Below are 23,188 nucleotides of genomic sequence, written 5' to 3' on the forward strand. Positions count from 1 at the left end.
GAGCACGGCTCAGGCGGTCGACCGCGGCGCCGGCTCAGGGGGCAGTCGCGGACGGTGACGGCGACGGCGCCGGCGTCTTCAGCAGGGCTGCCAGCACCGGCTCGATGTGCTGAGCAAGCTCGGCGTGGCCGGCATCCGTCGGGTGGAGGCCGTCAGCACCGATCGTCACCGACGGGTCTGCGACGAGCCAGCCGCCCGCGATCGGGTCCGCAAAAGTCAAGTGTGCTTCGGCGGCAGCGTCGCGCACCGCATCCCTGCTGGTCAGGATGCCTTCTGGCGGCGTGCTGTCCACCCAGAACGTGGCGATCACCAGGATGCGAGCGTGCGGAGCATCGCGACGGATGGTCGCGAAGGTGGCAAGGGCGGCATCCTTGATCTGGTCGTACGGTTCGCTCGCGTCGTCGTCGCTGCCGAGGATCACGACCGCGGCGGCATCGTGCGGCACCTTCTTGGCGAGGTCACCGAACGTCGCGAGACCAACACCGGGGTGCACGTAGCCGGACGAGCCCGCTGTGATGACCGTGTCAGAAACGTGCAGCTTTTTCGACACGATCGCCGGCCAGCGTGAGCTCGCCCCTGAATCCATTTCCGATCCGCCGGTGAACGAGTTTCCCACAAATGCGACAACCGGGCGCCCGGCCGGCTCATTGTGCTCGACATGCGGCTGCAGCAACGCCCAGGCAGCGACCACGGCGCCAACGAGCACGACTGCAGCCGCCGGGACCACGACGCGGAGCGCCCGGCCGCGCCATCCGCGATCGGGTCGACCGCTGTCGCCCGAACTCGAACTCGAACTCGAACTCGAACCCGAACCCAAACTCGAACCCGAACCACCATCGAGCGGATGCTTTGCGCCATTCCGAGGGTGCCGCACGATCCTGCCCCCTCACCCACACCTGCCGGCTCTGCTACGGGAGCAGAAAGGCCACGAGCACTGTCGCATTCCAACACGTGCCGTGGCCTGATCTGTCGGGGTGGCGGGATTCGAACCCACGACCTCTTCGTCCCGAACGAAGCGCGCTACCAAGCTGCGCCACACCCCGATGGCCTCCTGCGAGGCCTCAATAAGAATACACGGTACGCGGGCGGCTCAGTAACCAACGGGCAGCCTCGTTGATATGGCCCGAGACGCTTCCGGCCAGGCGTCAACCGCCGCCCTTGCCGCCCTTGCCGGGGTTACCCGGGTTGCCGCCGTTACCGTTGTTCCCCTGCGCGGGCGCCGGCGCCACCGGCGCCGTCGTCTGCTTGGGCGGCACGTACGGCGCTGCGAGCAGGTTCGAAGGAGGAACGGCCAGTGGGCCGCCGCCGTATGCGGCATTGAGTGCGGCCAGGATCGGCCGGGCGATGTGGAACTTCACGTCGCCGCCGCCGACACCGTTGAAGTACTGGCTGCGCAGCGCCACGTTGCCGGACACGTTGCCAACCCAGGTGGCCGTGGCGACCTTCGTCGTGGAGGTGACCAGCCAGTTCTCCTGCGAGTTGTCGGTGGTGCCGGTTTTGCCCATGATCGGGATGCCGTCGCGCGGGTTCGCTGACGTTGCGGTGCCGGCCGTCATCACGTGTTGCAGTGTCCACTCGACGCCGGCGGCGATGTTGGCAGGCAGACCCTGCGTGCACTTGGTCTTCGGCACGGCGTGCGGCGTGCCGTCGGCGTTGATCACCTTGTCGATCGCGATCGGCGTGCAGACGACTCCACCGTTCGCAATGCCGGCATAGGCCGTCGCCATCGTCATCGGCGAGATGTAGTTGGTGCCGAGGATCATCGACGGGCCGATGAACCACGGGTTCGTCGCGGGCGAGGCTGAGTGCACCAGCAGACCCTGGGCCGCACTCGAGATATCGCAGACATTGGTCTTCGTGCCCATCTGCGCGAACGCCGTGTTGACGGAGTTCTCGGTCGCCGACAGCACGCTCATGTTGCCGCCGGCTTCGCCCTCGTCGTTGTCGACCGGCCACGGTCCGTAGAACCCGCCCGTGCAGGTGCCGGGGAACTGGCTGCCCTGGAACACGTGTCCAGACGACGGCGCGTTCACCGTCTCATAGATCGTGTGCCCATCTTCCAGCCAGGCGGCCAGGTCGAATGCCTTGAACGACGATCCGGTCTGGAAGCCGTTCGACCCGCCCTGGTCGTAGTCGGTGGTGTAGTTGATCGAGGTCGAACCCGGCGGAGCGCTGGCCGTGTCGTTGTACGACTTGTTCTCGACCATGTTGACCACACGGCCTGTGCCGACCTCCATCGCCACGTTCGCCGAGCCGAGATCGAGGTTTGGATCGGTCGACGGTATGTAGGCGTTGATCGCGTTTTGCGCCGCATTCTGCAGGTCGAGGTTCAGCGTGGTGTAGACCTTGAGCCCACCCAGGTTGAAGAAGTTGGTGCGGTCCTGCGGCGTCGCCCCGAACGCTGGATCGGACTGCATGATGCCCTCGACGTAATTGCAGAAGAAGCCGGCGTCATATGCCTGTGCGCTCATACATCCGGAATCAACCGGGTGGATGCTCGGGGTGATTTTCGTTTTCACCGCCGCGTCATAGTCCGCTTGAGTGATCTTGTGGTTCACGAGCATCCGCTGCAGCACGTAATCACGGCGGTCTTTCGCTGCTGCGAAACCGTTCGCGGCGGTGTTATCCAGGCTGCTCTTGGACGGCTTGATCGAGCCGCCGTCGATGCGCAAATAGTTCGGGTTGTTCAGAATCGCCGTGAGGGTTGCCGCTTGCGGCAGGTTGAGGTCCGCTGCGGACACGCCGAAGTAGTACTCGGCCGCTGCCTGCACGCCGTATACGGTGCCGCCGAACCCGGCGATGTTCAAGTAGCTGAGCAGAATCTGGTCTTTGCTGTACTGCTTGTCGAGGCCGATCGCGTAACGCATTTCTTGAACCTTGCGCTTGATCGTCGTGCCTGCGGCCTCGGTGTAGCAGGCGTCCTGCGCGGCCTGCTGTTTCTTGAGAACCGCGGCGGACGCATCCGCATTGAGAGGCATCGCATCGCATACCTGCACGAGCACATTCTTCACGTACTGCTGCGTGATGGATGATCCGCCCTGCACGCTGCCGCCGCTCGCGTTGGACAGTGCGGCGCGGATCGTGCCGACGAGGTCGATGCCGCCCTCGCTGTAGAACCGTGGATCCTCGGTCGCGACCGTGGAGTCTTTCACATACTGCGAGACGGCGTTCCACGCCACACCGACGCGGTTCTGCGCATAGAACGTCGCGATCGGCACCTCTTTGCCGCCCTGCGTCGCATAGAAGGTCGTGGTCTGCGGCAGGGGACCGATCTTCAGATATTCGGGGATGCCGTCGAAAGCAGAGACGGTTCCTCCCGCGGCCATGCTGGCGACGGCAATTGCGGGGGTCACTCCGGCGACAACGAGAACTGCGGCCACGGCACTGACGGCCACAAACCCGATCAATCCTCCGAGGGCGGCACCCAGTCTGGGACGTTTGCGCGAATCGGACATCGCCCCAGGCTACGCCTGCAACCTATCCAACTGCTCCGCTCACACTCGGAATGCGTTCAGATTTGCCTGCTCCGCTCCCCGCCCCCCGCGCCTCGCGCGTCGCTGGTCGAGTAGCCTGCGAGCGCCAGCGAGCGGGCGTATCGAGACCAAGGGCGGCCCCGGTGCAGGACGAGGGTCTCGATACGCGTATTCGCTGCGCTCATGCGCTACTCGACCACCGGTGGGGGGTCTCGATACGCGTATTCGCTACGCTCATGCGCTACTCGACCACCGGTACCGGCACTCTCGCTGGTCGAGTAGCCTGCGAGCGCCAGCGAGCGGGCGTATCGAGACCAAGGGCGGCCCCGGTGCAGGACGGGGGTCTCGATACGCGTGTTCGCTGCGCTCATGCGCTACTCGACCACCAGGGTGGGGTCTCGATACGCGTATTCGCTGCGCTCATGCGCTACTCGACCACCGGTGCTGGCACTCCCGCTGGTCGAGTAGCCTGCGAGCGCAGCGAGCCGGCGTATCGAGACCAAGGGCGGTCGCTCATGCGCTACTCGACCACCGTTACCGGCGGCGTGAGCGTCATCAACGTGGCTTCGGGCCGGCACGCGAAGCGCACCGGCGCGTAGATCGACGTTCCAAGCCCGGCAGACACGTTCAGGTAGGCGGAGCGCAGCGCGTGCGGCCACCTGCTCAATCCCTTCACCTGTGCCCGCGGAATGTCACAGTTCGTCACGAGCGCGCCGTAGCCGGGGATGCACACTTGGCCGCCGTGCGTGTGCCCCGCGAAGATCACCTGGGCGCCGTAGGTGACAAACGTGTTCAGCACGCGCTGGTATGGCGCGTGCGTGACCCCGATCGACAGCGCCGGGGCGGCGGGGGCGGCCTCGTTGTCTGGCCACGCGGCATCCGTTTCGTCTTCTTCGCGCAGATCGTCGAGGATGGCCGGCAGCAGGTCGAGGCGGTCGAACCGGCGGTGCGGGTCGTCGACGCCGAAGAGCTCCAGCCGGGTGCCATTGACGGTCAGCTCGCCGGCGGCATTGTTCAGGTCGAGCCAGCCGAGGCTGGTGAAGAAATCGGTGAGGCTCGCCAGATCCAGAGACGCAGGCTTGCGATGGTTCAGCGACGGCCCGGAGAAATACTTCATCGGATTCTTCGGCGTCGGCCCGTAATAGTCATTCGACCCGTTGACGAACGCGCCGGGGATGCCGCGGAACGGCTCCAGCGCATACTGCACGCCCTCGAGCCCGCGTTCGTGCCCGAGATTGTCGCCGGTATCGATGATCAGGTCTGGTTTCAGGCCAGCCAACGCGCGGATCCACTCCTGCTTGCCTCGCTGCCACGGTGCCATGTGCAGGTCGCTGATGTGCAGCACCCGAATCGGCGCGGCGCCCGGCTCGAGCACCGGCACGCTCACCTCGCGCAGCGCGTACCAGTTGCGTTCGATGAGCGACCCCCAGGCGAAAGCGAGAACGGATGCCGCCCCCAGCGTCGCCAGCGCCCCGCCCGCTGCGCCGGTGCCGGCTCTGCGCAGGCCGCTGCGGCGCGTGCCGGATCTGCGCAGGCCGGAGCGGCGCGTGTCGCTTCGTGAGCTACTGCGCATCGAGGGATTCTCCAGTCGGTCGTTGCAGGCGGTCTTCGTCAGCTCGGATGCTCGAGCCCTTGGCCACTCAACGAGTTGAAGTTTAGCGGCGACGGGTGACTTCGATCGCCCTCGTTTGTGGCCGACCGGTTACCCGCCGTTGCCGCCGCCTCCACCACCGTTGCCTCCGCCACCGTTGCCGCCGGTGTTGCCGGCCTTTGCGGTCAGCGTCACCTTCGTGCCCGGTTTGGTCGGTGTGCCGGGCGCAGGATCTGTGCTTGCGATGATCGCGTTCGGATCACCGCCGGTGTAGGAGTAGCCGAAGCCGGCGCCGGTGAGGGTGGCGATCGCATCCGCCGCCTTCTTGCCGGTGACGTCGGGGAGCGCGACGAGGCTGCCGTTGCTCGTGTAAACGGTCACCGTGCTGCCGAGGCCGCTTGCCGAACCGGCCGCTGGGTCAGTGCTCGCGACTGTTCCGGCGGGCAGTGCCGAATCGACGGGTCCGCCGTCTTGATAGGTGAAGCCCAGACCCTCGAGTGTGCTTTGCGCCTGAGCCGGCGACTTGCCGGTCAGATCGGGAACGGTGATCTGCTTCGCGTTCAGGACGGAGGAATCCGGTTTCGGGAACGCGTCGCCACCGTATGCGGCGTTCAGCGCCTGCAGGATCGGCTTAGCGACGATGAGTTTCGCATTTCCGCCGTATTGCCCGCCTAGCCGGATGCTTCGGATCGGGGTCTTGGTCCACGTGCCGTTCGAGCGCAGTGTCGCCGCGACATTGCCGACCCACGTGGCGGTGGCGACCTTGGAGGTCGAGGTGACCAGCCAGTTGTCATACGAGTTGTCGGTCGTGCCGGTCTTGGCGAAGATCGGCACGCCATCGCGCGGGTTCGCACTCGACGCGGTACCGCCCGATATCACGCCCTGCAGCGCGTAGACGACGCCGGCGGCGACCTTCGGGTCGACCGGGTTCGTTGAGCACACGCTCTTCGGAACAGCGATCTCCTTGCCGGTCGGGTCGGTGATCTTGTCGATCGCAATCGCGCTGCACGCTTTACCGCTATTGGCCAAACCAGCATAAGCGGTGGCCATCGCAATCGGCGCGATGTAGTTGGTGCCCAGAACCGACGACGGGTTCGCGAGGAACGGGTTGGCCTTCTCGTCAGCACCCGTCACCAGAAGCTGTTGCGCCGACTGCTTGATGCCGCAGAGATCGAGCTTGGTGGACATCATCGCGAAGACCGTGTTCACCGATTCGGCCGTTCCGGCCATCACCGACATGCGACCTGCGGCACCGTCGTCGTTCGTGACGTTCCAGTTGGGCCCGCCGATGTCGTTGCAGGCCGGCCCGCTGTGGAACGCGGACTGCGGATACGAGTGGCGGGTGCCGTCGATGATCTCGTTGAGCGAGTGCCCCTCTTTCAACCATTCGACCAGGTCGAAGGCCTTCCAGGTCGAACCGGTCTGGAAGCCTTGCGAGCTGCCGTAGGTTTCGTCTTCGTTGTAGTTGACCGCCGTCGTGCCGGGCGTCGGCGAATCCGTGTTGTTGTATGGCCGGTTCTGCACCATCGTGACGATGCGGCCGGTGCCGACTTCGACCGACACGTTCGTTCCGCCGATATCGGTGCCGTCCAGCGTGGCCGGGACGACGTTGTTCAGCGACTGCTGGGCGACGCCCTGCAGATCAAGGTTCAACGTCGAGTAGATTTTCAACCCGCCACGGTTGAACAGGCTCACCCGCTCATCAACGGTTTTGCCGAACGCCGGGTCATTGAGAATCGTGCGCTGCACCAGATCGCAGAATGCGCCGGCATTCACAGAGTTGGCGGTCATGCATCCGGTTTCGACCGGTGTGATCGTCGGCTCGATCTTCGTCGCCTTTGCCTCATCACGCTGCTTCTGAGTGATCTTGTGGTTGACGTACATGCGGTCGAGCACATAGTTGCGGCGGTCGAGGGTCGCCTTGAACCCGTTCTCGGCGTTGTTGCCGGGGTTCGTTGCTTTGTCCTGGTCGATGCGCAGGTTCGCCGGGTTGTTCAGGATGGCGACCAGGGTCGCGGCCTGCTGCAGGTTGAGATCCTTCGCCGAAGTGTTGAAGTAGTAGTGCGCCGCAGCCTCAACGCCGTAGACCTTGCCGCCGAAGCCAGCAATGTTCAGATAGCTCTGCAGGATCGCATTCTTGGAGTACTTCTTCTCCAAGCCGATCGCCATCTTCATCTCTTTGAGCTTGCGGTCAGGCGTGGTCTCGGTGGCATCCTTGTAGCACGTCTGGTACTGCTTGTCTTGCGCGGCCTGCTTCTTCTTCTGCACGTCTGCATTGGAGTCTTCAACGACGATGTTCAGGACTTCGCACTTCTGCACGAGCACGTTCTTCACGTACTGCTGGGTAATGGACGAGCCGCCCTGCACATCCTTGTGCAGAACATACGTGCTGAGCGCACCGCGAAGCGTGCCCATCAGATCGATGCCGCCGTGCTCGTAGTAGCGCGGGTCCTCCGTTGAAACAGAGGCATCCTTCATCGTCTGCGAGATGTCTTTCCAGCCGACTTCGACACGGTTCTGTGCGTAGAACGTTGCAATCGGAACTGGCTTACCGCCCTGGTTCGCATAGATCGTAGAGTTCTGGGCCAGACTGTCGATCTTGAGGTACTCGGGGAGCCCCTCGAAAACACCGATGCTGTCGTTCGCGGCCATCCCTGTGACGGCGATTGCCGGGGTCACCGCCGCCGTCACCAGAAGACCGGCGACGACACTGATGCCGACAAAGGCGGCAAACGCGCCGAGCGCACGGGTAGCCGTGGGTTTTTGGGCAGACATAGGAACTAGGGTAAAGGACGAAGGCTGTTAATCCGCATGGCAACGGGCGTCCGCGCGCCGTCAGGCCCGGGTAGGGCGCTGATTTGGCCCGTGCCGAACACCGCGTTTGCTCTGGAATGACGCCCTCACAACGTTGTTTGAAAAGGGAGCATCATGCGCCGCTGGGAATATCTCACCACACCGCTGATCGTGCACAACACGGCCGCCATCCTCAACAATTGGGGGTCGGAGGGCTGGGAACTCGTGCAAGTGGTCACCGGGCCGGAGGGCGGCCTCGTCGCGTATTTGAAACGTCCGGTCGCCGGTTCGGAGGCCACTGAAGAGAATGGAGCAGCGTGATGGCTGACAGCAATGGTTCCGCGAGCGGTGGTTTCGAGGCCCGCCTCGTCGAGTTGGGCATCGTCCTTCCGGATGTCGCCGCCCCCGTCGCCGCGTATGTCCCCGCCGTGATCAACGGCTCACTCGTGTACACGTCGGGTCAGCTGCCATTCACCTCCGGCGCGCTGCCCGAGACCGGCAAGGTCGGAGACGGCCACGGCTTGGTGCCGCCGGACGATGCACGCGACTACGCCCGCACCTGCGCCCTCAACGCACTGGCGGCCGCTCGCAGCGTGCTCGGATCGCTGGACCGCGTGACGCAAGTGGTGAAGGTGAACGGTTTCGTGGCATCCGATGCCGGGTTCACGGGCCAGTCGACGGTGATCAACGGGGCATCCGAGGTGCTCGGCGAGATCTTCGGCGAGGCTGGGCGCCACGCCCGCGCGGCCGTCGGCGTCGCCGTTCTCCCGCTGGACTCGCCCGTCGAGGTCGAGCTCGTTCTCGCCTTCGAGTAGGGCGGAAGCCGCGTGCCGCGCCGGCCGCGCTACCTGCGCGACCTGCGCGACCTGCGCCGGTTGCAGTGCGGTGCGCCAGTTGAAGTGGCGCACGGCACGTGAGGTGGCGCACAGGGCATGCGGCGGCTACGTCTGACGTGCGGAGGCCGCGTCACACAGGCGGCGGCAGTGCGCGCGGCGCGCCCTACTGGACCGTGTCGGTGATCACCTGCATCACCGTGGTGTCGGCGAGAGTCGTCGTGTCGCCGACCTCGCGGCCCTCGGCCACGTCTTTGAGCAGGCGGCGCATGATCTTACCGCTGCGGGTCTTGGGCAACTCGTCCACCACGAAGATCTGGCGTGGGCGAGCAATCGCGCCGATTTGCTCGGCGACGTGTGCGCGGAGGATGGCGGAGACATCCGATGAGCTGGCGGCATCCCGCTGGCTTTCCTTGATGATGACGAACGCGACGACGGCTTGGCCGGTGGTCTCGTCTGCCGCGCCGACGACGGCGGCCTCAGCGGTGAGCGGATGTGCGACCAGCGCGGACTCGATCTCCGCCGTCGACAGGCGGTGACCGGAGACGTTCATCACGTCGTCCACGCGGCCCATCAGCCAGATGTCGCCGTCCTTGTCGCGGCGGGCGCCGTCGCCGGCGAAGTAGACGCCGTCAAAGCGCGACCAGTAGGTCTCTTTGAAGCGCTCGGGGTCGCCCCAGATTCCGCGCAGCATCGAGGGCCACGGCTCGGTGGCGACGAGGAGGCCGCCCTCGTCGGGCCCGACGGACGCGCCGGTCTCATCGACTACATCGATCGAGACGCCCGGGATCGGCGTCTGCGCGCTGCCGGGTTTCGCCGTCGTGACGCCAGGCAGCGGCGAGACCATGATCGCGCCGGTCTCGGTCTGCCACCAGGTGTCGACGACCGGCGTGATGTCACCGCCGATGACCTCGCGGTACCAGACCCAGGCCTCCGGGTTGATCGGCTCGCCGACCGAACCGAGCACCCGCAGCGAACTCAGGTCGAACTGCTGCGGAATCTGCCGACCCTGCTTCATGAACGAACGGATGGCGGTCGGCGCGGTGTAGAAAATCGACACCTTGTACTTCTGAATCAGCTCCCACCAGCGCCCGGCGTGCGGCGTCTCGGGGGTGCCCTCGTAAATCACCTGGGTTGCGCCGTTCGCTAGCGGGCCATAGACGACGTAGCTGTGTCCGGTGACCCAGCCGACGTCGGCAGTGCACCAGTAGACATCCGTCTCGGGGTGCAGGTCGAAGACCGCCTTGTGCGTGAACGCGCACTGCGTCAAATAACCGCCGGAGGTATGCAGAATGCCCTTCGGCTTGCCGGTCGTGCCGCTGGTGTACAAGATGTACAACGGGTGCTCCGCCGGGAACGGCTTGGCAACGTGGTCCGCGTCGACCTGCGCGAGTTCGTCGCTCCACCACAGGTCGCGGCCTTGCACCCAGCCGATCTCCTGTCCGGTGCGCTTGACGACCAGCACGTTCGTGACGCTGGTCTCGCCAGCCGCGAGCGCGGCATCCACCGCGGGTTTCAGAGCGGATGCCTTGCCCTTGCGGTAGCCGCCATCCGCCGTGATGACAACCTTGGCGCTTGCGTCGTCGATACGCGAGCGCAGGCTTTCGGAGCTGAAACCGCCGAACACAACCGAGTGCACCGCGCCGAGCCGCGCGACGGCCAGCATCGCGACGACCGCCTCCGGGATCATCGGCAGATAGATCGCCACCCGATCTCCTTCGCGGATGCCGAGACTCGTCAACAAATTAGCCGCGCGTTTGACGTCCGCCGTGAGTTCGGCGTAGGTGATGGCGCGACTGTCGCCGGGCTCGCCCTCCCAGTAGATCGCGACGCGGTCGCCGTTGCCGGCGAGAACATGTCGGTCGAGGCAGTTGTATGCGACGTTCAACTCGCCGTCGTCGAACCACTTGGCGAACGGCGGGTTGGTCCAGTCGAGGGTGCGGGTAAACGGCTTGTGCCAGTGCAGCAGGTCTCGGGCTTGATCTGCCCAGAAGCCGAGGCGGTCGCTTTTTGCTCTTTCGTAGAGGTCAGCGCCGGCGACGGCCTGTGCTGCGAACTCCGGCGTGGGCGGGAAGCGCCGCGCCTCGTGCAGCAGGTTGTCGATCGTGGCGTTGTCGATCGTGTCGGCCATTCGTGTTCGCTCCTTTGCGGCGCGCACATGCCCGGATTGGGTCAGTGCTCGGATTAGGTCAGTGTTCGCGTGGGTCAGTGTTCGCGTGGGTCAGTGTTCGTGTGGGTCAGTGTTCGTGTGGGTCAGTGTTCGCGTGGGTGGTAGTCGTGTGGCTCGGGCTTGGATTGGGGTCAGCGCTCGCGTTGAGTCAGTGCTCGGATTCGGTCGAATCGGGCCGGATTGGGCACGACATTTATCGACAATAGCGTGAGTGAAGGAAGCCGCGAATCGCACACACGGCTGGCTCAAAGTTGCCGTGAATGTTTTGGAAAGAGTGCTTGCCAAACCCCCCAAATGGCGTACACTGACCTGTGGCCGAATGAATATTCTGGCGTGCGGCGTAAGTGATTCCCCCCAATCCAACGTCGCTGAGGCGGCACCTGTTCCCCCCAATAGGTGCCGCCCCCCTTTCGTTAAAAGGCTATATGCCGCGGCGCCGCCCTGGGTCGCGCCGAGCGCCTCCCGGGCGGGCGCCGCGTGCGTCGCGGGCTGGCGCTGACCGTGCCCCGCGCTGGCGTCGCGTGCCCCCGCATTGGCGGCGAGCGCCCCCGCGTTGCCGCGCCGTGCGCCTCACGTTGGCGTCGGGTGCGCCTTGCGTTGGCCTCGCGTGCGCCTTGTGTTGGCGGCGAGTGCGCTCATGTGGCCGTTTCGGGCGCTGTGGATGAGTACTTGACGACCACTTGGGCGCACTCGGCAACGAGAGGGGCAGATGTCGGGCCGCTGGAGCCGCATGCGGCACCCGGTGGGCGTCGTCTTGGCCCCAACGTCTGGTCGCGGCGGCGCATTGTCCACGGATGCGGCAGCTCGCCTTCGCCGGACATCGCCAGCGATCTAACCTCACAATATGACCAAATCCAACGCTCAACTCGACGCTCGAGCGCCGGTCAACGGGTCGCCACGCGACCCGCCGCCGTTCGTGCCTGAACGAGCGTGGCAGAGCGACTTGGAGCCGAGGCAAAGCTCTGGTGTTGCGCGTGAGCGTCGGATCGACCGTGATCAGCCCTCAACGTCGGTCGCGGTGCCGCTGCGGTCACGGGTGACGGCGCCGGCGTCGGCAGACCGCGGAGAGCTGCTGCTGGTAGGCTCGACCGCTTCGCAACGGGTTAACGCTGGGCCGGCCGCAGGCGTCTCCGCGGCAACCGGCTCGATTGGGGTCACCTCGTTCAGCCACGGAAGAACCGGTCTGACAGAAGCCAAGGTCGCCGCGGGCACGGCCGCAGCTACAGCTACTGCCGCGGTCGCCGAAACAGACATGGCTGCAGCCGGGGACACGTTCACAGACACAGCCTCAGCCGGGGACGCGTCCGTGAATACACCCACAGCCACGCCCGTGCCCGCAGAAGTAACTGTCGATGCCACCAACGGGGTCGATCCAGCCGATCCGGCCGATCCAGCCAATGCAGCGAACGCGCCTGATGACGTGCCGGCCGACGATCAGCTCGCGCGCTGGCTGGAGTTCGGCCCGCTTGCGCCGTATCTGGCGAATGAACAGGTCACCGATCTGTTCGTCAACGGAGTAGCCGGACTTTGGACGGACGACGGCAGAACACTGTCCCGCCAACGATCGTGGTGGGCAGACGAACGATCGCTGCGAGAACTCGCCGTGCGGCTGATTTCGCTCGGAGGCAGACATATCGACGAAGCGACCCCGTGCGTCGACGTGCGTCTACACGACGGCATCCGCGTGCACGCCGTGCTTCCGCCGATTTCGACCACGGGAACGCTGCTGTCCGTGCGCATTCCGAGGCAGACCCGATTCACGCTTTCTGAGCTTGCCGACGCCGGCACCGTAGCGCCACGGACGCGCGCAAGGCTGCTTCGCGCTATTCGCGGGCGCGAGAACATCCTGATCACGGGTGCAGCGGGCAGTGGAAAGACGACGCTGTTGTCTGCGCTGCTGGGCGAAGCATCCGCCGTGGAGAGGATCGTGACGATCGAAGATGTCGCGGAGTTGCGGATCAATCATCCGCACGTTGTTGCCCTTGAGTCCCGACAGCCGAATCTCGAGGGCGCCGGCGCGATCGGCCTGGACCGGCTCGTTCGCGAAGCGCTGCGGATGCGTCCTGACCGGCTTGTGCTCGGCGAGTGCCGCGGTGCAGAAGTGCGCGAACTGCTTGCCGCGCTGAACACCGGCCACGACGGCGGTGCGGGCACGCTGCACGCTAATTCCCTGGCGGATGTTCCCGCCCGCATCGAGGCGTTGGGTGCCCTCGCCGGCATGACCCAGGATGCGATCGCTCGCCAAACCGTCAGCGCAATCGGTCTGGTCGTGCACCTTGAGCGCACTGATGGGATTCGCCGCGTGACCCAGATCGGACGGTTCCGTCTCGATCAACGTGGTCAGCTCATTATCAACGAAGAGGCTGAGGGGGCATCGTATGAGTCGCCGCAAGCACGCGCCGCCGATTGAGGATGTCGGCGATGTAACCGCTCGGCTGGCTGTGCTGCTCGCGGCCGGCGTTCCACCCGCCGCCGCATGGCGGTACCTCCTGCCGGAGATCACGGATGACGAGCGGGCGGATGCCATCTCGCGCCCGCGGCCACCCGGCGCACCCGTTATTGCGGCCGCGATTCGCGCCGCAGGCGAAGGCGACAGCATCTCGGCAGCCGTCGCTCGCAGTGCGGGTGGCGAAGAGCCAGGGCTGCGATCAGCTTGGTGCGGGTTGGCGGCGGCGTGGTTCGTGGCGACCGAGTCGGGGGCACCGCTCGCGCAGTGTCTGCGGCAACTCGCATGCGCGTTTCAGGCGCTCGGGCAGACGCAACGCGACTTGCAGGTTGCGCTGGCCGGGCCGGCGGCAACGGCGCGGCTGGTAATGGCGCTGCCGGTCGTCGGGGTTCTGTTCGGCCTGGGGCTCGGCTTCAATACCTGGCAGACACTGTTCGGCAGCGCCCCCGGGCTGGTTTGCCTGACCGTTGGCGTGCTGCTGATGGTTGTCGGTGTGTTGTGGAATCGGCGGATGATCCGGCGAGCGACACCGACGGATGTCACGCCCGGTCTCTGCATCGATCTCACCGCGATGGCAATGGCGGGCGGCGGATCGGTCGATCGTGCGCGCAGACTCGTCGGCGAAGCGGTCAACAGATATGGCATTGTCGATGCGCATGCGAGCTTGATCGATGGGGTCGTTGACCTTTCCAGTCGGGCGGGAGTTCCGGCCGCAGAGCTACTGCACGGCGAAGCGGATCGTGCCAGGCGTGAGGCGCGCACGACAGGGCAAGAGGCCGCCGCGACCCTCGCGGTGCGCCTGATGTTGCCGCTTGGTGTGTGCGTTCTGCCCGCATTCATGCTGCTCGGTGTTGCCCCGCTGCTGCTGGCGATCATCTCCTCCACAGTGGCCTCGATCTAAATGTTGTGCACGGATCGCCGGACCTGGCATCCGCGACGCGCGTCCGGTGGGCAAGCTGGATTTGCTCGCGTCGCCCGACAGCGAATCCGCAGTCCGCGGAGCCGCAACACGAAAGGGAAATCTCATGAAGAAACGAATCTCGCCGGCGGGGGCATTGCAGCGGGCGGCCACCGCTCTCCGGCGTGAGGACGGTGCCGCAACCGCCGAATACGCCGTCGCAACAATGGCTGCGGTCGGCTTCGCAGGACTGCTCGTCGTGATTCTGCGCGGGGATGAAGTGCGCGGCATCCTTACGGATCTGGTGCGCCGTGCACTGTCGGTATCGCTGTGAACGGGGGAGCGTGACCGCCGAATTCGCCGCCCTCATGCCGGCCGTTCTGCTGATCCTTGCCTGCTGCCTCGCCGCGGTGACCGTGATCGGACAGCAGGTGCGCATGACGGATGCCGCTGCAGACGGCGCCCGTACACTCGCTCGCGGGGACGGCGCGGATCAGGCCGCAGCTCGCGTGCGACAGTCCGTTGGCGACGTCGTCTTCGGCACTGACCGCGACGGCGACTTCGTCTGCGTGCAACTCAGCGCTCCGGCATCGTTCGGGCCTGCCGGGCTGATCGGCATCACAGTCAGTGCTCGGAGCTGCGCACTTGCGGGAGGCCTCTAATCATGCAACCAGCGGATGCCCTGGGCCGGCCCCACATACCCGGCGCTGCGCCCGGGCCCCCACGCGAGCGCAGCGCCGGCCGGTCACTCGCGCTCGATTGCGGGCGCAGCGCCGGCCGGTCAGTCGCGCTCGATTGCGAGCGCGGTTCCGGCACGATCCTCGCGATATCCGTCATCGCAGCCGTGATTGCGCTCATCGGCATGCTGGTGCCGGTCGGCGTCGCGCTTGCGATCAAGCAACAGGTTTCAGGTGCCGCGGATGCCGCAGCCCTCGCAGCTGCAGACACGGCATCCGGTCTCGTGGCTGGCTTCCCTTGCGAGAACGCTACTCGGGCTGCAGCGTTGAACGGCACGCAGTTAGCCCGTTGTGAACTCGATGGATTGATCGCGACCGTAGCCGCAAGAACTGGGTACCTCGGATTTGAGATCGCCGTCGAGGCACGAGCGGGACCACCGGGCAGTTGACGCCCGCGAATCACGCAAGCTCCGCGTTCCCGGCGTGCTGGACGGACTCACGCAGCAGGCGCGCCCGACCGACTCCCGCAGCAGGCGCGCCCGACGGACTCACGCGACGAGCGTGCCCGACGTGCCCGACAGCATCCGTCAGTCGAAGACAGCCTCGAGATAGCGGTAGTCGACGGCGCTGGGGCGACGGTCGCCAGCGTCGTCCGACGCGAATTCGACGCCGGCTGCGCGAGAATAGAGGTATCGTTTGCCGCTAGAGTCCGCCGGAATCTCGATGCGAGGGCGCGGGTCACCGCTGTCGAGAAACTCGGTGGTCACCGTCTTGCCCTCGAGCGGGCCGTCGGTCAACTTGGCCGTGTAAGTGCCGAAAGATGAAGTACCCATGTACCTCATTGTCCTCGTCGGAGGCAATACTTCAAGGGCATCGAGCGGGCGTGAATTAGGCAGACAACCGGTGTGAGTGTGTATCGTGTGCCTGACGGGCGGCGTCGCCCAATCGACTCAGTCATGGGGGACGACGCCTGGGGGCCCGGATGCGGGCGGGGCATAGTCTCCTCGACTGGCCACCCGAAAATATGGATCGACAGTAATAAAGAGGAGTCCGGTGCCAGGCACGCAGAAGTTGGTGATCGTGGAGTCACCGACGAAGGTGAAATCGATCACTCAATACCTCGGAGACGGGTACACCGTGATGGCTTCGGTCGGGCACATCCGTGACCTGATCGAGCCCAAGGCACTTTCGCCCGAACAGAAGAAGGGCGGGCTCGGCAAGTTCGGCGTCGACATCGAGAACGGCTTCAAACCGTACTACGTCATTTCGGAGCAGAAGAAGAAGACCGTCGCAGACCTGCGGCGCGCACTCAAGAACGCGGACGAACTCCTACTCGCAACTGATGAGGACCGCGAAGGCGAAGCCATCGCCTGGCACCTGCTCGAGGTGCTCAACCCGAAGGTTCCCGTCAAGCGCATGGTCTTCCACGAGATCACCCGCGAAGCTATTCAAGCGGCGCGGGAAAACACGCGCGACATCGACGACGACCTGGTCGATGCTCAGGAGACGCGCCGCGTGCTCGACCGTCTCTACGGCTACGAAGTTTCACCCGTTCTCTGGCGCAAGGTCGGGCCCGGACTCTCGGCCGGCCGCGTGCAATCGCCGGCCACCCGACTGGTCGTCGACCGGGAGCGTGAGCGCCTGGCGTTCGTCGCCGCCGGATACTGGGACCTGCTTGCCGGGTTTTCGCCCGACGAGAATGCCGCGCCGTTCGAATCCCGGCTGGCGAGACTGAATGGCGAGCGTGTCGCATCCGGTCGTGACTTCGATGACCGCGGGCAGCTCAAGAGCTCCGCGACAGTGCTGGACGAGGCCGCGGCGCAGGCGCTCGCCGATGCATTGCGCGAAGACAGCACTCACGTCGCCGTGAGCAAAGTCGATTCCAAGCCCTATTCGCGGCGTCCGGCGGCACCGTTCACGACATCGACTCTGCAGCAGGAAGCCGCTCGCAAACTGCGGTTCTCCGCGCGGCAGACGATGAGTGTCGCGCAGTCGCTGTATGAAAACGGCTACATCACCTACATGCGCACCGACTCGCCGTCGCTGTCGAAGCAGGCGACGAATGCCGCCCGCTCGCAGGCCGCGAAACTGTACGGGCCCGACACCGTGCCGGAGAAGCCGCGCGTTTACAGCGGCAAGAGCAAGAATGCGCAGGAGGCACACGAGGCGATTCGGCCCTCCGGCGAGGTGTTCCGCACGCCGAGCGAGGTTTCGGGCGCGTTGCGTGGCAACGACTTCAAACTGTACGACCTGATCTGGAAGCGCACCGTCGCCTCGCAGATGGCCGACGCAAAGGGCCAGACGGCATCCGTCGCCATCGAGGCGACCGTGGTCGGCGGCGTGCTCGATGGCAGCGTCGCCGAATTCGCGGCGAGCGGAACCGTGATCACATTCCGCGGTTTCCTGCAGGCATATGAAGAGGGCAAGGACGAAGAACGCAATGCGGATGCCGCCGCCGGCGACGCAAAGCTGCCCCCGTTGGCCGTCGGCCAGGCGCTGGCCGTCACCAGTGTCGAAGCCAAGGGGCATGAGACCACCCCGCCGCCGCGCTACACCGAAGCCAGCCTGGTCAAGGCCCTTGAAGAGTTGGGCGTCGGCCGGCCGTCGACGTATGCGGCGATCCTCTCCACGATCGTCGACCGCGGCTATGTGACGCCGCGCGGCCAGGCGCTCGTGCCGAACTGGGTGGCATTCGCCGTTGTGCGCTTGCTCGAGGAGTATTTCGGCGACCTGATCGACTACGACTTCACGGCGGAGCTCGAGGACGACCTCGACCGCATTGCGGACGGTTCCGCACGCGGCGCCGACTGGCTACAAGGCTTCTACTTCGGCAGTGACGCCCACCAGGGCTTGCGCGGAGTCGTCGACAACCTCGGCGAGATCGACGCGCGCGAGATCAACTCGGTGCGCATCGACGATGAAATTACCCTGCGGATCGGCAAGTACGGGCCATATCTCGAGGTTGTCGATCCCGACGCAGCACCGGATGCCCAACCTCGCCGCGTGAATGTACCGCTCGAACTCGCGCCGGATGAGCTCACACCGGCCAAGGCCCACGAGCTCATCAACGCGCCGGTCGCCACTGATCGCATCATCGGCGTGAACCCGGCGAACGGCAAGAATATCGTCGCGAAGGACGGTCGGTTCGGGCCGTATGTGACCGAGCTCGATCCGGAAGCGCCGGACGAGGTGGGCGCTGCCGGCGGCGCTGCTGCAGTTGGTGCCGGGGCTGCCGCTGTTGGTGCTGGTTCTGCGGTTGCGGGCGCTGGTGTGTCTGGTGCCGCCGTCGCGAGCGAGATGGTCGATGCCGAGACCGGCGAGATCGTCGAGGTTCCGGAGAATGCGAAGAAAAAGAAGACTGCTGCGAAGAAGGCGCCGGCGGTCAAGCCGCGTACGGCATCCCTGTTCAAAAGCATGGAGCTGGATGCCATCGACTTGGACACGGCCCTCAAACTGCTCGACCTGCCGCGCACCGTCGGGGCGGATCCCGAGTCCGGCGAAGAGATCCAAGCGCAGAACGGTCGCTACGGCCCGTATCTGAAGAAGGGTGCAGACACCCGGTCGCTCACCAGTGAGGATCAGATCTTCGACATCGACCTGCAGGGTGCGCTCGACCTGTTCGCCCAGCCGAAGTATGGTGCCCGGCGCGCATCCAGTGCGCTCAAGGAATTCGAGGCCGACCCGGAGAGCGGCAAACCGATCCGAGTGAAAGACGGCCGTTTCGGGCCGTATGTCACGGACGGTGTGACCAACGCGACGATTCCGCGCGGCGAGACGGTTGAAGAGGTCGACTTCGACCGGGCGGTGCAACTGCTTGCGGACAAACGCGCAAAGGGCCCGGCGAAGAAACCGGCGGCGAAGAAGCCTGCCGCCGGTAAGAAACCCGCTGCGAAGAAACCGGCCGCGAAGAAACCGGCCGCGAAGAAGCCCGCGGCGAAGGCGCCGGCCGCCGCCAACGGGGCGACGACGCGCACAATCACCGCGCGCTCGAGTGCAGCCCGGGCTGCTGCCGCGAAAAAGCCTGCAGCCAAGACCGGGGTGTCGACGAAGGCGCCCGCGGCGCAGTGAGCGATCCCATCGGGCAACCGTCGGTGCGTGATCGGAGCGGCGCGGACGCGGCATCCGGATTGTTTATCACGCTCGAGGGTGGCGACGGTTCCGGTAAGTCGACGCAGGCGACGCTGCTGGAGAGTTGGCTCGTGCCGCAGGGGTATGGCGTGCTGCGCACGCGCGAACCCGGCGGCACGGAGGTCGGCCTCGAGGTGCGCGAATTGGTGCTGCACCATCGCGGCGACATTGCGCCGCGCGCCGAGGCATTGCTGTACGCGGCGGATCGGGCCCATCATGTTGAGACTCTGGTGCGGCCGGCGCTCGCACGCGGCCAGATCGTGATTCAAGATCGGTATTTGGACTCCTCGATCGCATATCAAGGGGTCGGGCGGGCGCTGGACCCCGTCGAGATTCGCAATCTGTCGCTCTGGGCGGCCGGCGGTCTCCTACCGCAACTGACGATCCTGCTCGATCTGGACGAGACCGTCGCCCGAAGCCGGCTGGACTCGTCGCGGACCCGCTACGACCGGCTCGAGGCCGAAAAGGCCGATTTCCACGCGCGAGTGCGTGCCGCCTACCTCGACCTCGCAGCCGCAGAACCTGAGCGCTTCCTGGTTCTGGATGCCGGCCAACCTGTCAACGCGCTCGCCGCCACCATCCGCGCTCGCGTCGAACCGCTGCTGCCGTAGGGCGCTGCGCTCCGCTGCAGCCGTCGGACGCCGCGCTCCGCTGCTGCCGCGTGCTGTGCGGCTGTCGCTGCAGCGTCGTGCTGCTGCTGCGCCGTGCTGCCGGTGCCTGATCCTGCGCAGGATTCAGGTTGGATGGCCGGATTTGGGGTGTGTCGCGTGTTTGACCCCCGGTCCAGCCTGAATTCTGCGCGGCAGCAGGGCGCAGCCGGGCAGCCGCGTGAGCGCGCAGCTGCGTTGGGCTGTGCTGCCGGTGCCTGATTCTGCGCAGGATTCAGGTTGGATGGCCGGATTTGGGGTGTGTCGCGTGTTTGACCCCCGGTCCAGCCTGAATTCTGATCCGGCCGAACAGGCTGGCGCGGTGACGCGGCTGCTGTTGAGCACAGTGATGCGGCCGCGACGTCGCGGCGGTGTTGCTGCGCAGCTGCGCGGCGGTGCGCCGAGCTGGTGCCTGATGCTGCGCAAGATTCAGGTTGGATGGCCGGATTTGGGGTGTGTCGCGTGTTTGACCCCCGGTCCAGCCTGAATTCTGCGCGGCTGACGGGCCGCCGCCGCGGGCTGACGGGCCGCCGGGTCCGACCGTTGCTGACGGGCCGCCGCCGCGCGGCAGTGTCTGCGGCAGCCGGTAGCCTTGAACCATGGCGGTTTGGGACGAGCTGACGGGGCAAGCCGACGCCATCGCGGTGTTCAAGGCCGCCGCCGCTGTTCCCACGGTCGCCACCCCTGCAACACCCACTGCCACCCGCGCGCCCGGCGCCACCCCCGCGCCCAGCGCCCCCAGCACCCCCGCCCCCACCGCCATGACGCACTCGTGGCTGATCACCGGTCCGCCGGGGTCGGGCCGGTCGAATCTCGCGTTCGCCTTCGCGACGGCCCTGCTCAGTGATGGAACGCCGCGGGGCGACTCAGTGGCGCATGCGCAGGTGGGGGCGCGCACGCATCCGGATCTGAATGTGCTCGGCACGACCGGCGTCATCATCAAGCGTGACGACGTGCGCGAGATGGTGAAGTTGTCGCACTATTCGCCGTCCGTGAGTCGCTATCGCGTAATCGTCGTCGAAGACGCTGACCGCATGACCGAGCAGACCTCGAACGTGCTGCTCAAAGAGCTGGAGGAACCGCCCGAACGTACCGTGTGGATCCTCTGCGCGCCGAGTGAGGCCGACCTGCTGCCGACCATCCGTTCCCGGGTGCGCACCGTGCGGCTGCGGGTGCCCGACATTGCGGATGTCGCGGCCCTGCTCGTCTCCCGCGACGGCGTCGACCCCGCACTTGCAGAACGCGCTGCGCGGCACGCGCAAAGCCACATCGGCATGGCCCGCCGCCTCGCGACCAGCCCAGACGCGCGCGAACGCCGCGACGAGACGCTGACGCTGGCCCTTGGCATCCGCAGCGTTTCGGATGCGGTGCAGGCCGCCGCCCGCATGCTGCAGATCGCCGGGGCCGACGCCAAAGCCCTCACCGAAGAAACGGATGCCGCCGAGCGCGAAAGCACGCTCCGCTCGCTCGGCGTCGCCCCGGGTGGCACACTGCCTCTTGCCTTGCGCGCGCAATTGCGGCAGCTCGAAGAGGACCAGAAGCGGCGAGCGACGCGCAGTCTGCGCGACGGGATCGACCGCATCCTGGTCGATCTGCTGTCCGTGTATCGCGATGTCATGATGCTGCAGCTCGGCAGCCGTAGCGCGCTGGTCAACAGTGAGCGTTTCGCCGAGCTGAGCGCGTTGAGCGAAATCACTGCACCCGCGGATACTCTTTCCGTCATGGATGCGATCGCACAGGCGCGTACACGCATCGACGGAAACGTCGCCCCGCTGCTTGCGCTGGAGGCCATGCTGATTTCCGTTGTCCGAAAGGGGACATAGGTGCCGATCCGCCCACACCGCAGCCTGCGACGTCGCTGGACCGCGCGCCCTCAGCACACGCACGGCCGCCAGCACACGCACTGCCCCCAGCACACGCACCGCCCCCAGCACACGCACCGCCCCATTGCGCGCCTCGCGGCTGCGGCGCTCGCCGTGTCACTGGTCGCCGTGCTCGGCGCGTGCTCGCCGCTGTCGTTCCTGCCGCACAACAATTCCGGTTCGAGCATGACCTCGACACCGGCTGCCGAGCAGGTTCCGGCCGATCTCAAGCAGTACTACGGCCAGACCATCACCTGGACGCCATGCAACAAGACCATGCAGTGCACGAGCGCGACCGCGCCGCTGGACTGGGCGCACCCCACCGAAGGAACCATCAAGTTGGCGCTCATCCGCCAGCCCGCAAAGGGCAAGAAGCTCGGCTCGCTCCTGGTGAATCCCGGAGGCCCTGGTGGTTCCGGTTACGACTTCGTCAAAGATTCGATCAACTACGCGACGGATGCCACGCTGCAAGCCAACTTCGACGTCGTCGGCTTCGACCCTCGCGGCGTTGGGCATTCGACCGCCGTGAAATGCTACGACGCGAAGCAGATGGATGCCTACCTGTACGACATCACGCCGGGCACCCCCGGCTCCGCACCGTGGATTGCTGCGCAGACGCAATCGTCGGTCGCATTTGGTGAGGCGTGCAAGGCGAACACGGGCGCACTGCTGTCGAAGGTAGACACCATCAGCGCGGCCAAAGACCTCGACCTGCTGCGCGCCGTTCTCGGTGACAAGAAGCTCAACTACCTCGGCTACTCGTACGGCACCTACCTCGGCGCGACCTATGCAGACTTGTTCCCCGGCAAGACCGGGCGACTCGTGCTCGACGGCGCCCTCGACCCGGCCGCGAGCAATTTCGAGGTCACCAAAGTGCAGTCCGAAGGCTTCGAGAGTGCCCTGCGCGCCTACCTCAAAGACTGTCTGGCCAACAACAAGAAGTGCCCGTTCACCGGCACGGTCGCATCCGGCATGACGACGATCGCCAATCTGATCGCGTCGGTGCAGGCCAGCCCGATCCGCAATTCGGATGGCCGTGAGCTCGGTGCGAACACGCTGGTCACCGCAATCATCTACCCCCTCTACGACGCGACGGCGTGGAGCTACCTGAGCGACATGTTCACCAGCGTGATGCAGGGTGACGCGTCGTATGCGTTCCAGCTGGCCGACGGCTACAACGGCCGCAACACCACCACCGGTCAGTATCAGGACAACTCCACCGAGGCGTTCATGGCCATCAACTGCCTGGACTACACCTACAACGACGACCCGGCCGTGATGCAGGCGCAGGCAGCCCAGCTGGCCGCCGCGGCACCGGTGATCGGACCGTACATGGCATACGGGGACATCGGATGCGCCAACTGGCCGTACACCACCACCGTGAAACGCGGCCCGATCCATGCCGACGGATCGGCGCCGATCCTTGTCGTCGGAACCACCAACGACCCGGCGACGCCGTATGTCTGGGCGCAGAACCTCTCCAAGGAACTGCGGAACGGGCACCTGATCACCTACCGCGGTCAGGGCCACACGGCGTACAACAAGTCGAATTCGTGCGTGAACAACGCGGTCGACGACTTCTTCGTGAAGGGGACGGTGCCGAAGACCGACCCGATGTGCTGAACTCCCGTTTCGAAGCGCGCGTTCATATGTGCGCGGATGCCCGCCTT

17 protein-coding genes and 1 tRNA gene are annotated in these 23,188 nt (G+C 65.8%); 11 read left to right on the forward strand and 7 right to left on the reverse strand.

Annotated elements, in window-relative coordinates; translation table 11 throughout:
* Window positions 1–34: 34 nt before the first annotated feature.
* From QU604_RS06360 to QU604_RS06380, 5 genes are all read right to left on the reverse strand, one after another.
* Entirely contained in the window at window positions 35–874 is an 840-nt protein-coding gene (locus QU604_RS06360) for an SGNH/GDSL hydrolase family protein (RefSeq protein WP_308467968.1), read from the reverse strand.
* Window positions 875–969: 95 nt separating this feature from the next.
* Window positions 970–1,043 (reverse strand) — tRNA-Pro (locus QU604_RS06365).
* A gap of 102 nt (window positions 1,044–1,145) precedes the next feature.
* On the reverse strand, window positions 1,146–3,455 hold the full coding sequence (locus tag QU604_RS06370) for a transglycosylase domain-containing protein (protein ID WP_308467969.1): 2,310 nt from the start codon (window positions 3,453–3,455) through the stop codon (window positions 1,146–1,148).
* A gap of 538 nt (window positions 3,456–3,993) precedes the next feature.
* Entirely contained in the window at window positions 3,994–5,046 is a 1,053-nt protein-coding gene (locus tag QU604_RS06375) for a metallophosphoesterase (protein ID WP_308467970.1), read from the reverse strand.
* Window positions 5,047–5,175: 129 nt separating this feature from the next.
* Entirely contained in the window at window positions 5,176–7,839 is a 2,664-nt protein-coding gene (locus QU604_RS06380) for a transglycosylase domain-containing protein (protein WP_308467971.1), read from the reverse strand.
* A gap of 153 nt (window positions 7,840–7,992) precedes the next feature.
* On the opposite strand from QU604_RS06380, the gene QU604_RS06385 reads away from it, so the two are divergent.
* Both QU604_RS06385 and QU604_RS06390 read left to right on the forward strand, forming a co-directional pair.
* Window positions 7,993–8,178, forward strand: coding sequence for a Sp36 family protein (locus QU604_RS06385; RefSeq protein WP_308467972.1), 186 nt, complete (start codon window positions 7,993–7,995; stop codon window positions 8,176–8,178).
* Window positions 8,178–8,672, forward strand: a complete 495-nt coding sequence (locus tag QU604_RS06390; protein ID WP_308467973.1) for a RidA family protein — start codon at window positions 8,178–8,180, stop codon at window positions 8,670–8,672. Before QU604_RS06385 ends, QU604_RS06390 begins: the two co-directional genes overlap by 1 nt.
* A gap of 184 nt (window positions 8,673–8,856) precedes the next feature.
* Here QU604_RS06390 and acs read toward each other — a convergent pair whose 3' ends face one another.
* Window positions 8,857–10,821, reverse strand: coding sequence for an acetate--CoA ligase (gene acs / locus QU604_RS06395; protein WP_308467974.1), 1,965 nt, complete (start codon window positions 10,819–10,821; stop codon window positions 8,857–8,859).
* Between the two features lie 883 nt (window positions 10,822–11,704).
* On the opposite strand from acs, the gene QU604_RS22180 reads away from it, so the two are divergent.
* From QU604_RS22180 to QU604_RS06420, 5 genes are all read left to right on the forward strand, one after another.
* The gene (locus QU604_RS22180; RefSeq protein ID WP_409350000.1) at window positions 11,705–13,270 is read left to right on the forward strand and encodes a TadA family conjugal transfer-associated ATPase; all 1,566 of its coding nucleotides are present in this window, start codon (window positions 11,705–11,707) and stop codon (window positions 13,268–13,270) included.
* Window positions 13,239–14,207 carry a type II secretion system F family protein gene (locus QU604_RS06405; RefSeq protein ID WP_308467975.1) on the forward strand — a complete coding sequence of 323 codons (969 nt, stop codon included), beginning with the start codon at window positions 13,239–13,241 and terminating at the stop codon, window positions 14,205–14,207. Before QU604_RS22180 ends, QU604_RS06405 begins: the two co-directional genes overlap by 32 nt.
* Before the next feature lie 124 nt (window positions 14,208–14,331).
* On the forward strand, window positions 14,332–14,538 hold the full coding sequence (locus QU604_RS06410; RefSeq protein ID WP_308467976.1) for a DUF4244 domain-containing protein: 207 nt from the start codon (window positions 14,332–14,334) through the stop codon (window positions 14,536–14,538).
* 10 nt (window positions 14,539–14,548) lie between these two features.
* Window positions 14,549–14,866: a TadE family type IV pilus minor pilin gene (locus tag QU604_RS06415; protein ID WP_308467977.1), complete on the forward strand. Its 318-nt coding sequence runs from the start codon at window positions 14,549–14,551 to the stop codon at window positions 14,864–14,866.
* A gap of 2 nt (window positions 14,867–14,868) precedes the next feature.
* Window positions 14,869–15,330: an Rv3654c family TadE-like protein gene (locus tag QU604_RS06420; protein WP_308467978.1), complete on the forward strand. Its 462-nt coding sequence runs from the start codon at window positions 14,869–14,871 to the stop codon at window positions 15,328–15,330.
* Window positions 15,331–15,468: 138 nt separating this feature from the next.
* On the opposite strand, the gene QU604_RS06425 is transcribed toward QU604_RS06420, so the two are convergent.
* On the reverse strand, window positions 15,469–15,714 hold the full coding sequence (locus QU604_RS06425) for a hypothetical protein (protein ID WP_308467979.1): 246 nt from the start codon (window positions 15,712–15,714) through the stop codon (window positions 15,469–15,471).
* 220 nt (window positions 15,715–15,934) lie between these two features.
* Between QU604_RS06425 and topA the strand changes: the two genes are divergently transcribed.
* The 4 genes from topA to QU604_RS06445 all read left to right on the forward strand — a co-directional run bounded on the left by topA (window position 15,935) and on the right by QU604_RS06445 (window position 23,141).
* Window positions 15,935–18,949, forward strand: a complete 3,015-nt coding sequence (gene topA, locus QU604_RS06430; RefSeq protein WP_308467980.1) for a type I DNA topoisomerase — start codon at window positions 15,935–15,937, stop codon at window positions 18,947–18,949.
* The gene (gene tmk, locus QU604_RS06435) at window positions 18,946–19,620 is read left to right on the forward strand and encodes a dTMP kinase (protein ID WP_308467981.1); all 675 of its coding nucleotides are present in this window, start codon (window positions 18,946–18,948) and stop codon (window positions 19,618–19,620) included. The genes topA and tmk overlap by 4 nt, the downstream gene beginning before the upstream one ends.
* A gap of 635 nt (window positions 19,621–20,255) precedes the next feature.
* Window positions 20,256–21,479, forward strand: coding sequence for a DNA polymerase III subunit delta' (locus QU604_RS06440; RefSeq protein ID WP_308467982.1), 1,224 nt, complete (start codon window positions 20,256–20,258; stop codon window positions 21,477–21,479).
* Complete coding sequence (locus tag QU604_RS06445) at window positions 21,480–23,141, forward strand: alpha/beta hydrolase (RefSeq protein ID WP_308467983.1); 1,662 nt, start codon at window positions 21,480–21,482, stop codon at window positions 23,139–23,141.
* Window positions 23,142–23,188: the final 47 nt, after the last annotated feature.

Source organism: Rathayibacter sp. SW19 (genome assembly GCF_030866825.1).
GTDB classification, from domain to species: domain Bacteria; phylum Actinomycetota; class Actinomycetes; order Actinomycetales; family Microbacteriaceae; genus Rathayibacter_A; species Rathayibacter_A soli.

Coding starts and splice junctions, on each gene's coding strand:
- QU604_RS06410 (WP_308467976.1), top strand. CDS start 14,332: ATGAAGAAACGAATCTCGCCGGCGGGGGCATTGCAGCGGGCGGCCACC.
- acs (WP_308467974.1), bottom strand. CDS start 10,821: ATGGCCGACACGATCGACAACGCCACGATCGACAACCTGCTGCACGAG.
- QU604_RS06440 (WP_308467982.1), top strand. CDS start 20,256: ATGGCGGTTTGGGACGAGCTGACGGGGCAAGCCGACGCCATCGCGGTG.
- QU604_RS06375 (WP_308467970.1), bottom strand. CDS start 5,046: ATGCGCAGTAGCTCACGAAGCGACACGCGCCGCTCCGGCCTGCGCAGA.
- QU604_RS06380 (WP_308467971.1), bottom strand. CDS start 7,839: ATGTCTGCCCAAAAACCCACGGCTACCCGTGCGCTCGGCGCGTTTGCC.
- QU604_RS06420 (WP_308467978.1), top strand. CDS start 14,869: ATGCAACCAGCGGATGCCCTGGGCCGGCCCCACATACCCGGCGCTGCG.
- QU604_RS06370 (WP_308467969.1), bottom strand. CDS start 3,455: ATGTCCGATTCGCGCAAACGTCCCAGACTGGGTGCCGCCCTCGGAGGA.
- QU604_RS06425 (WP_308467979.1), bottom strand. CDS start 15,714: ATGGGTACTTCATCTTTCGGCACTTACACGGCCAAGTTGACCGACGGC.
- QU604_RS06385 (WP_308467972.1), top strand. CDS start 7,993: ATGCGCCGCTGGGAATATCTCACCACACCGCTGATCGTGCACAACACG.
- QU604_RS06390 (WP_308467973.1), top strand. CDS start 8,178: ATGGCTGACAGCAATGGTTCCGCGAGCGGTGGTTTCGAGGCCCGCCTC.
- QU604_RS06405 (WP_308467975.1), top strand. CDS start 13,239: ATGAGTCGCCGCAAGCACGCGCCGCCGATTGAGGATGTCGGCGATGTA.
- QU604_RS22180 (WP_409350000.1), top strand. CDS start 11,705: ATGACCAAATCCAACGCTCAACTCGACGCTCGAGCGCCGGTCAACGGG.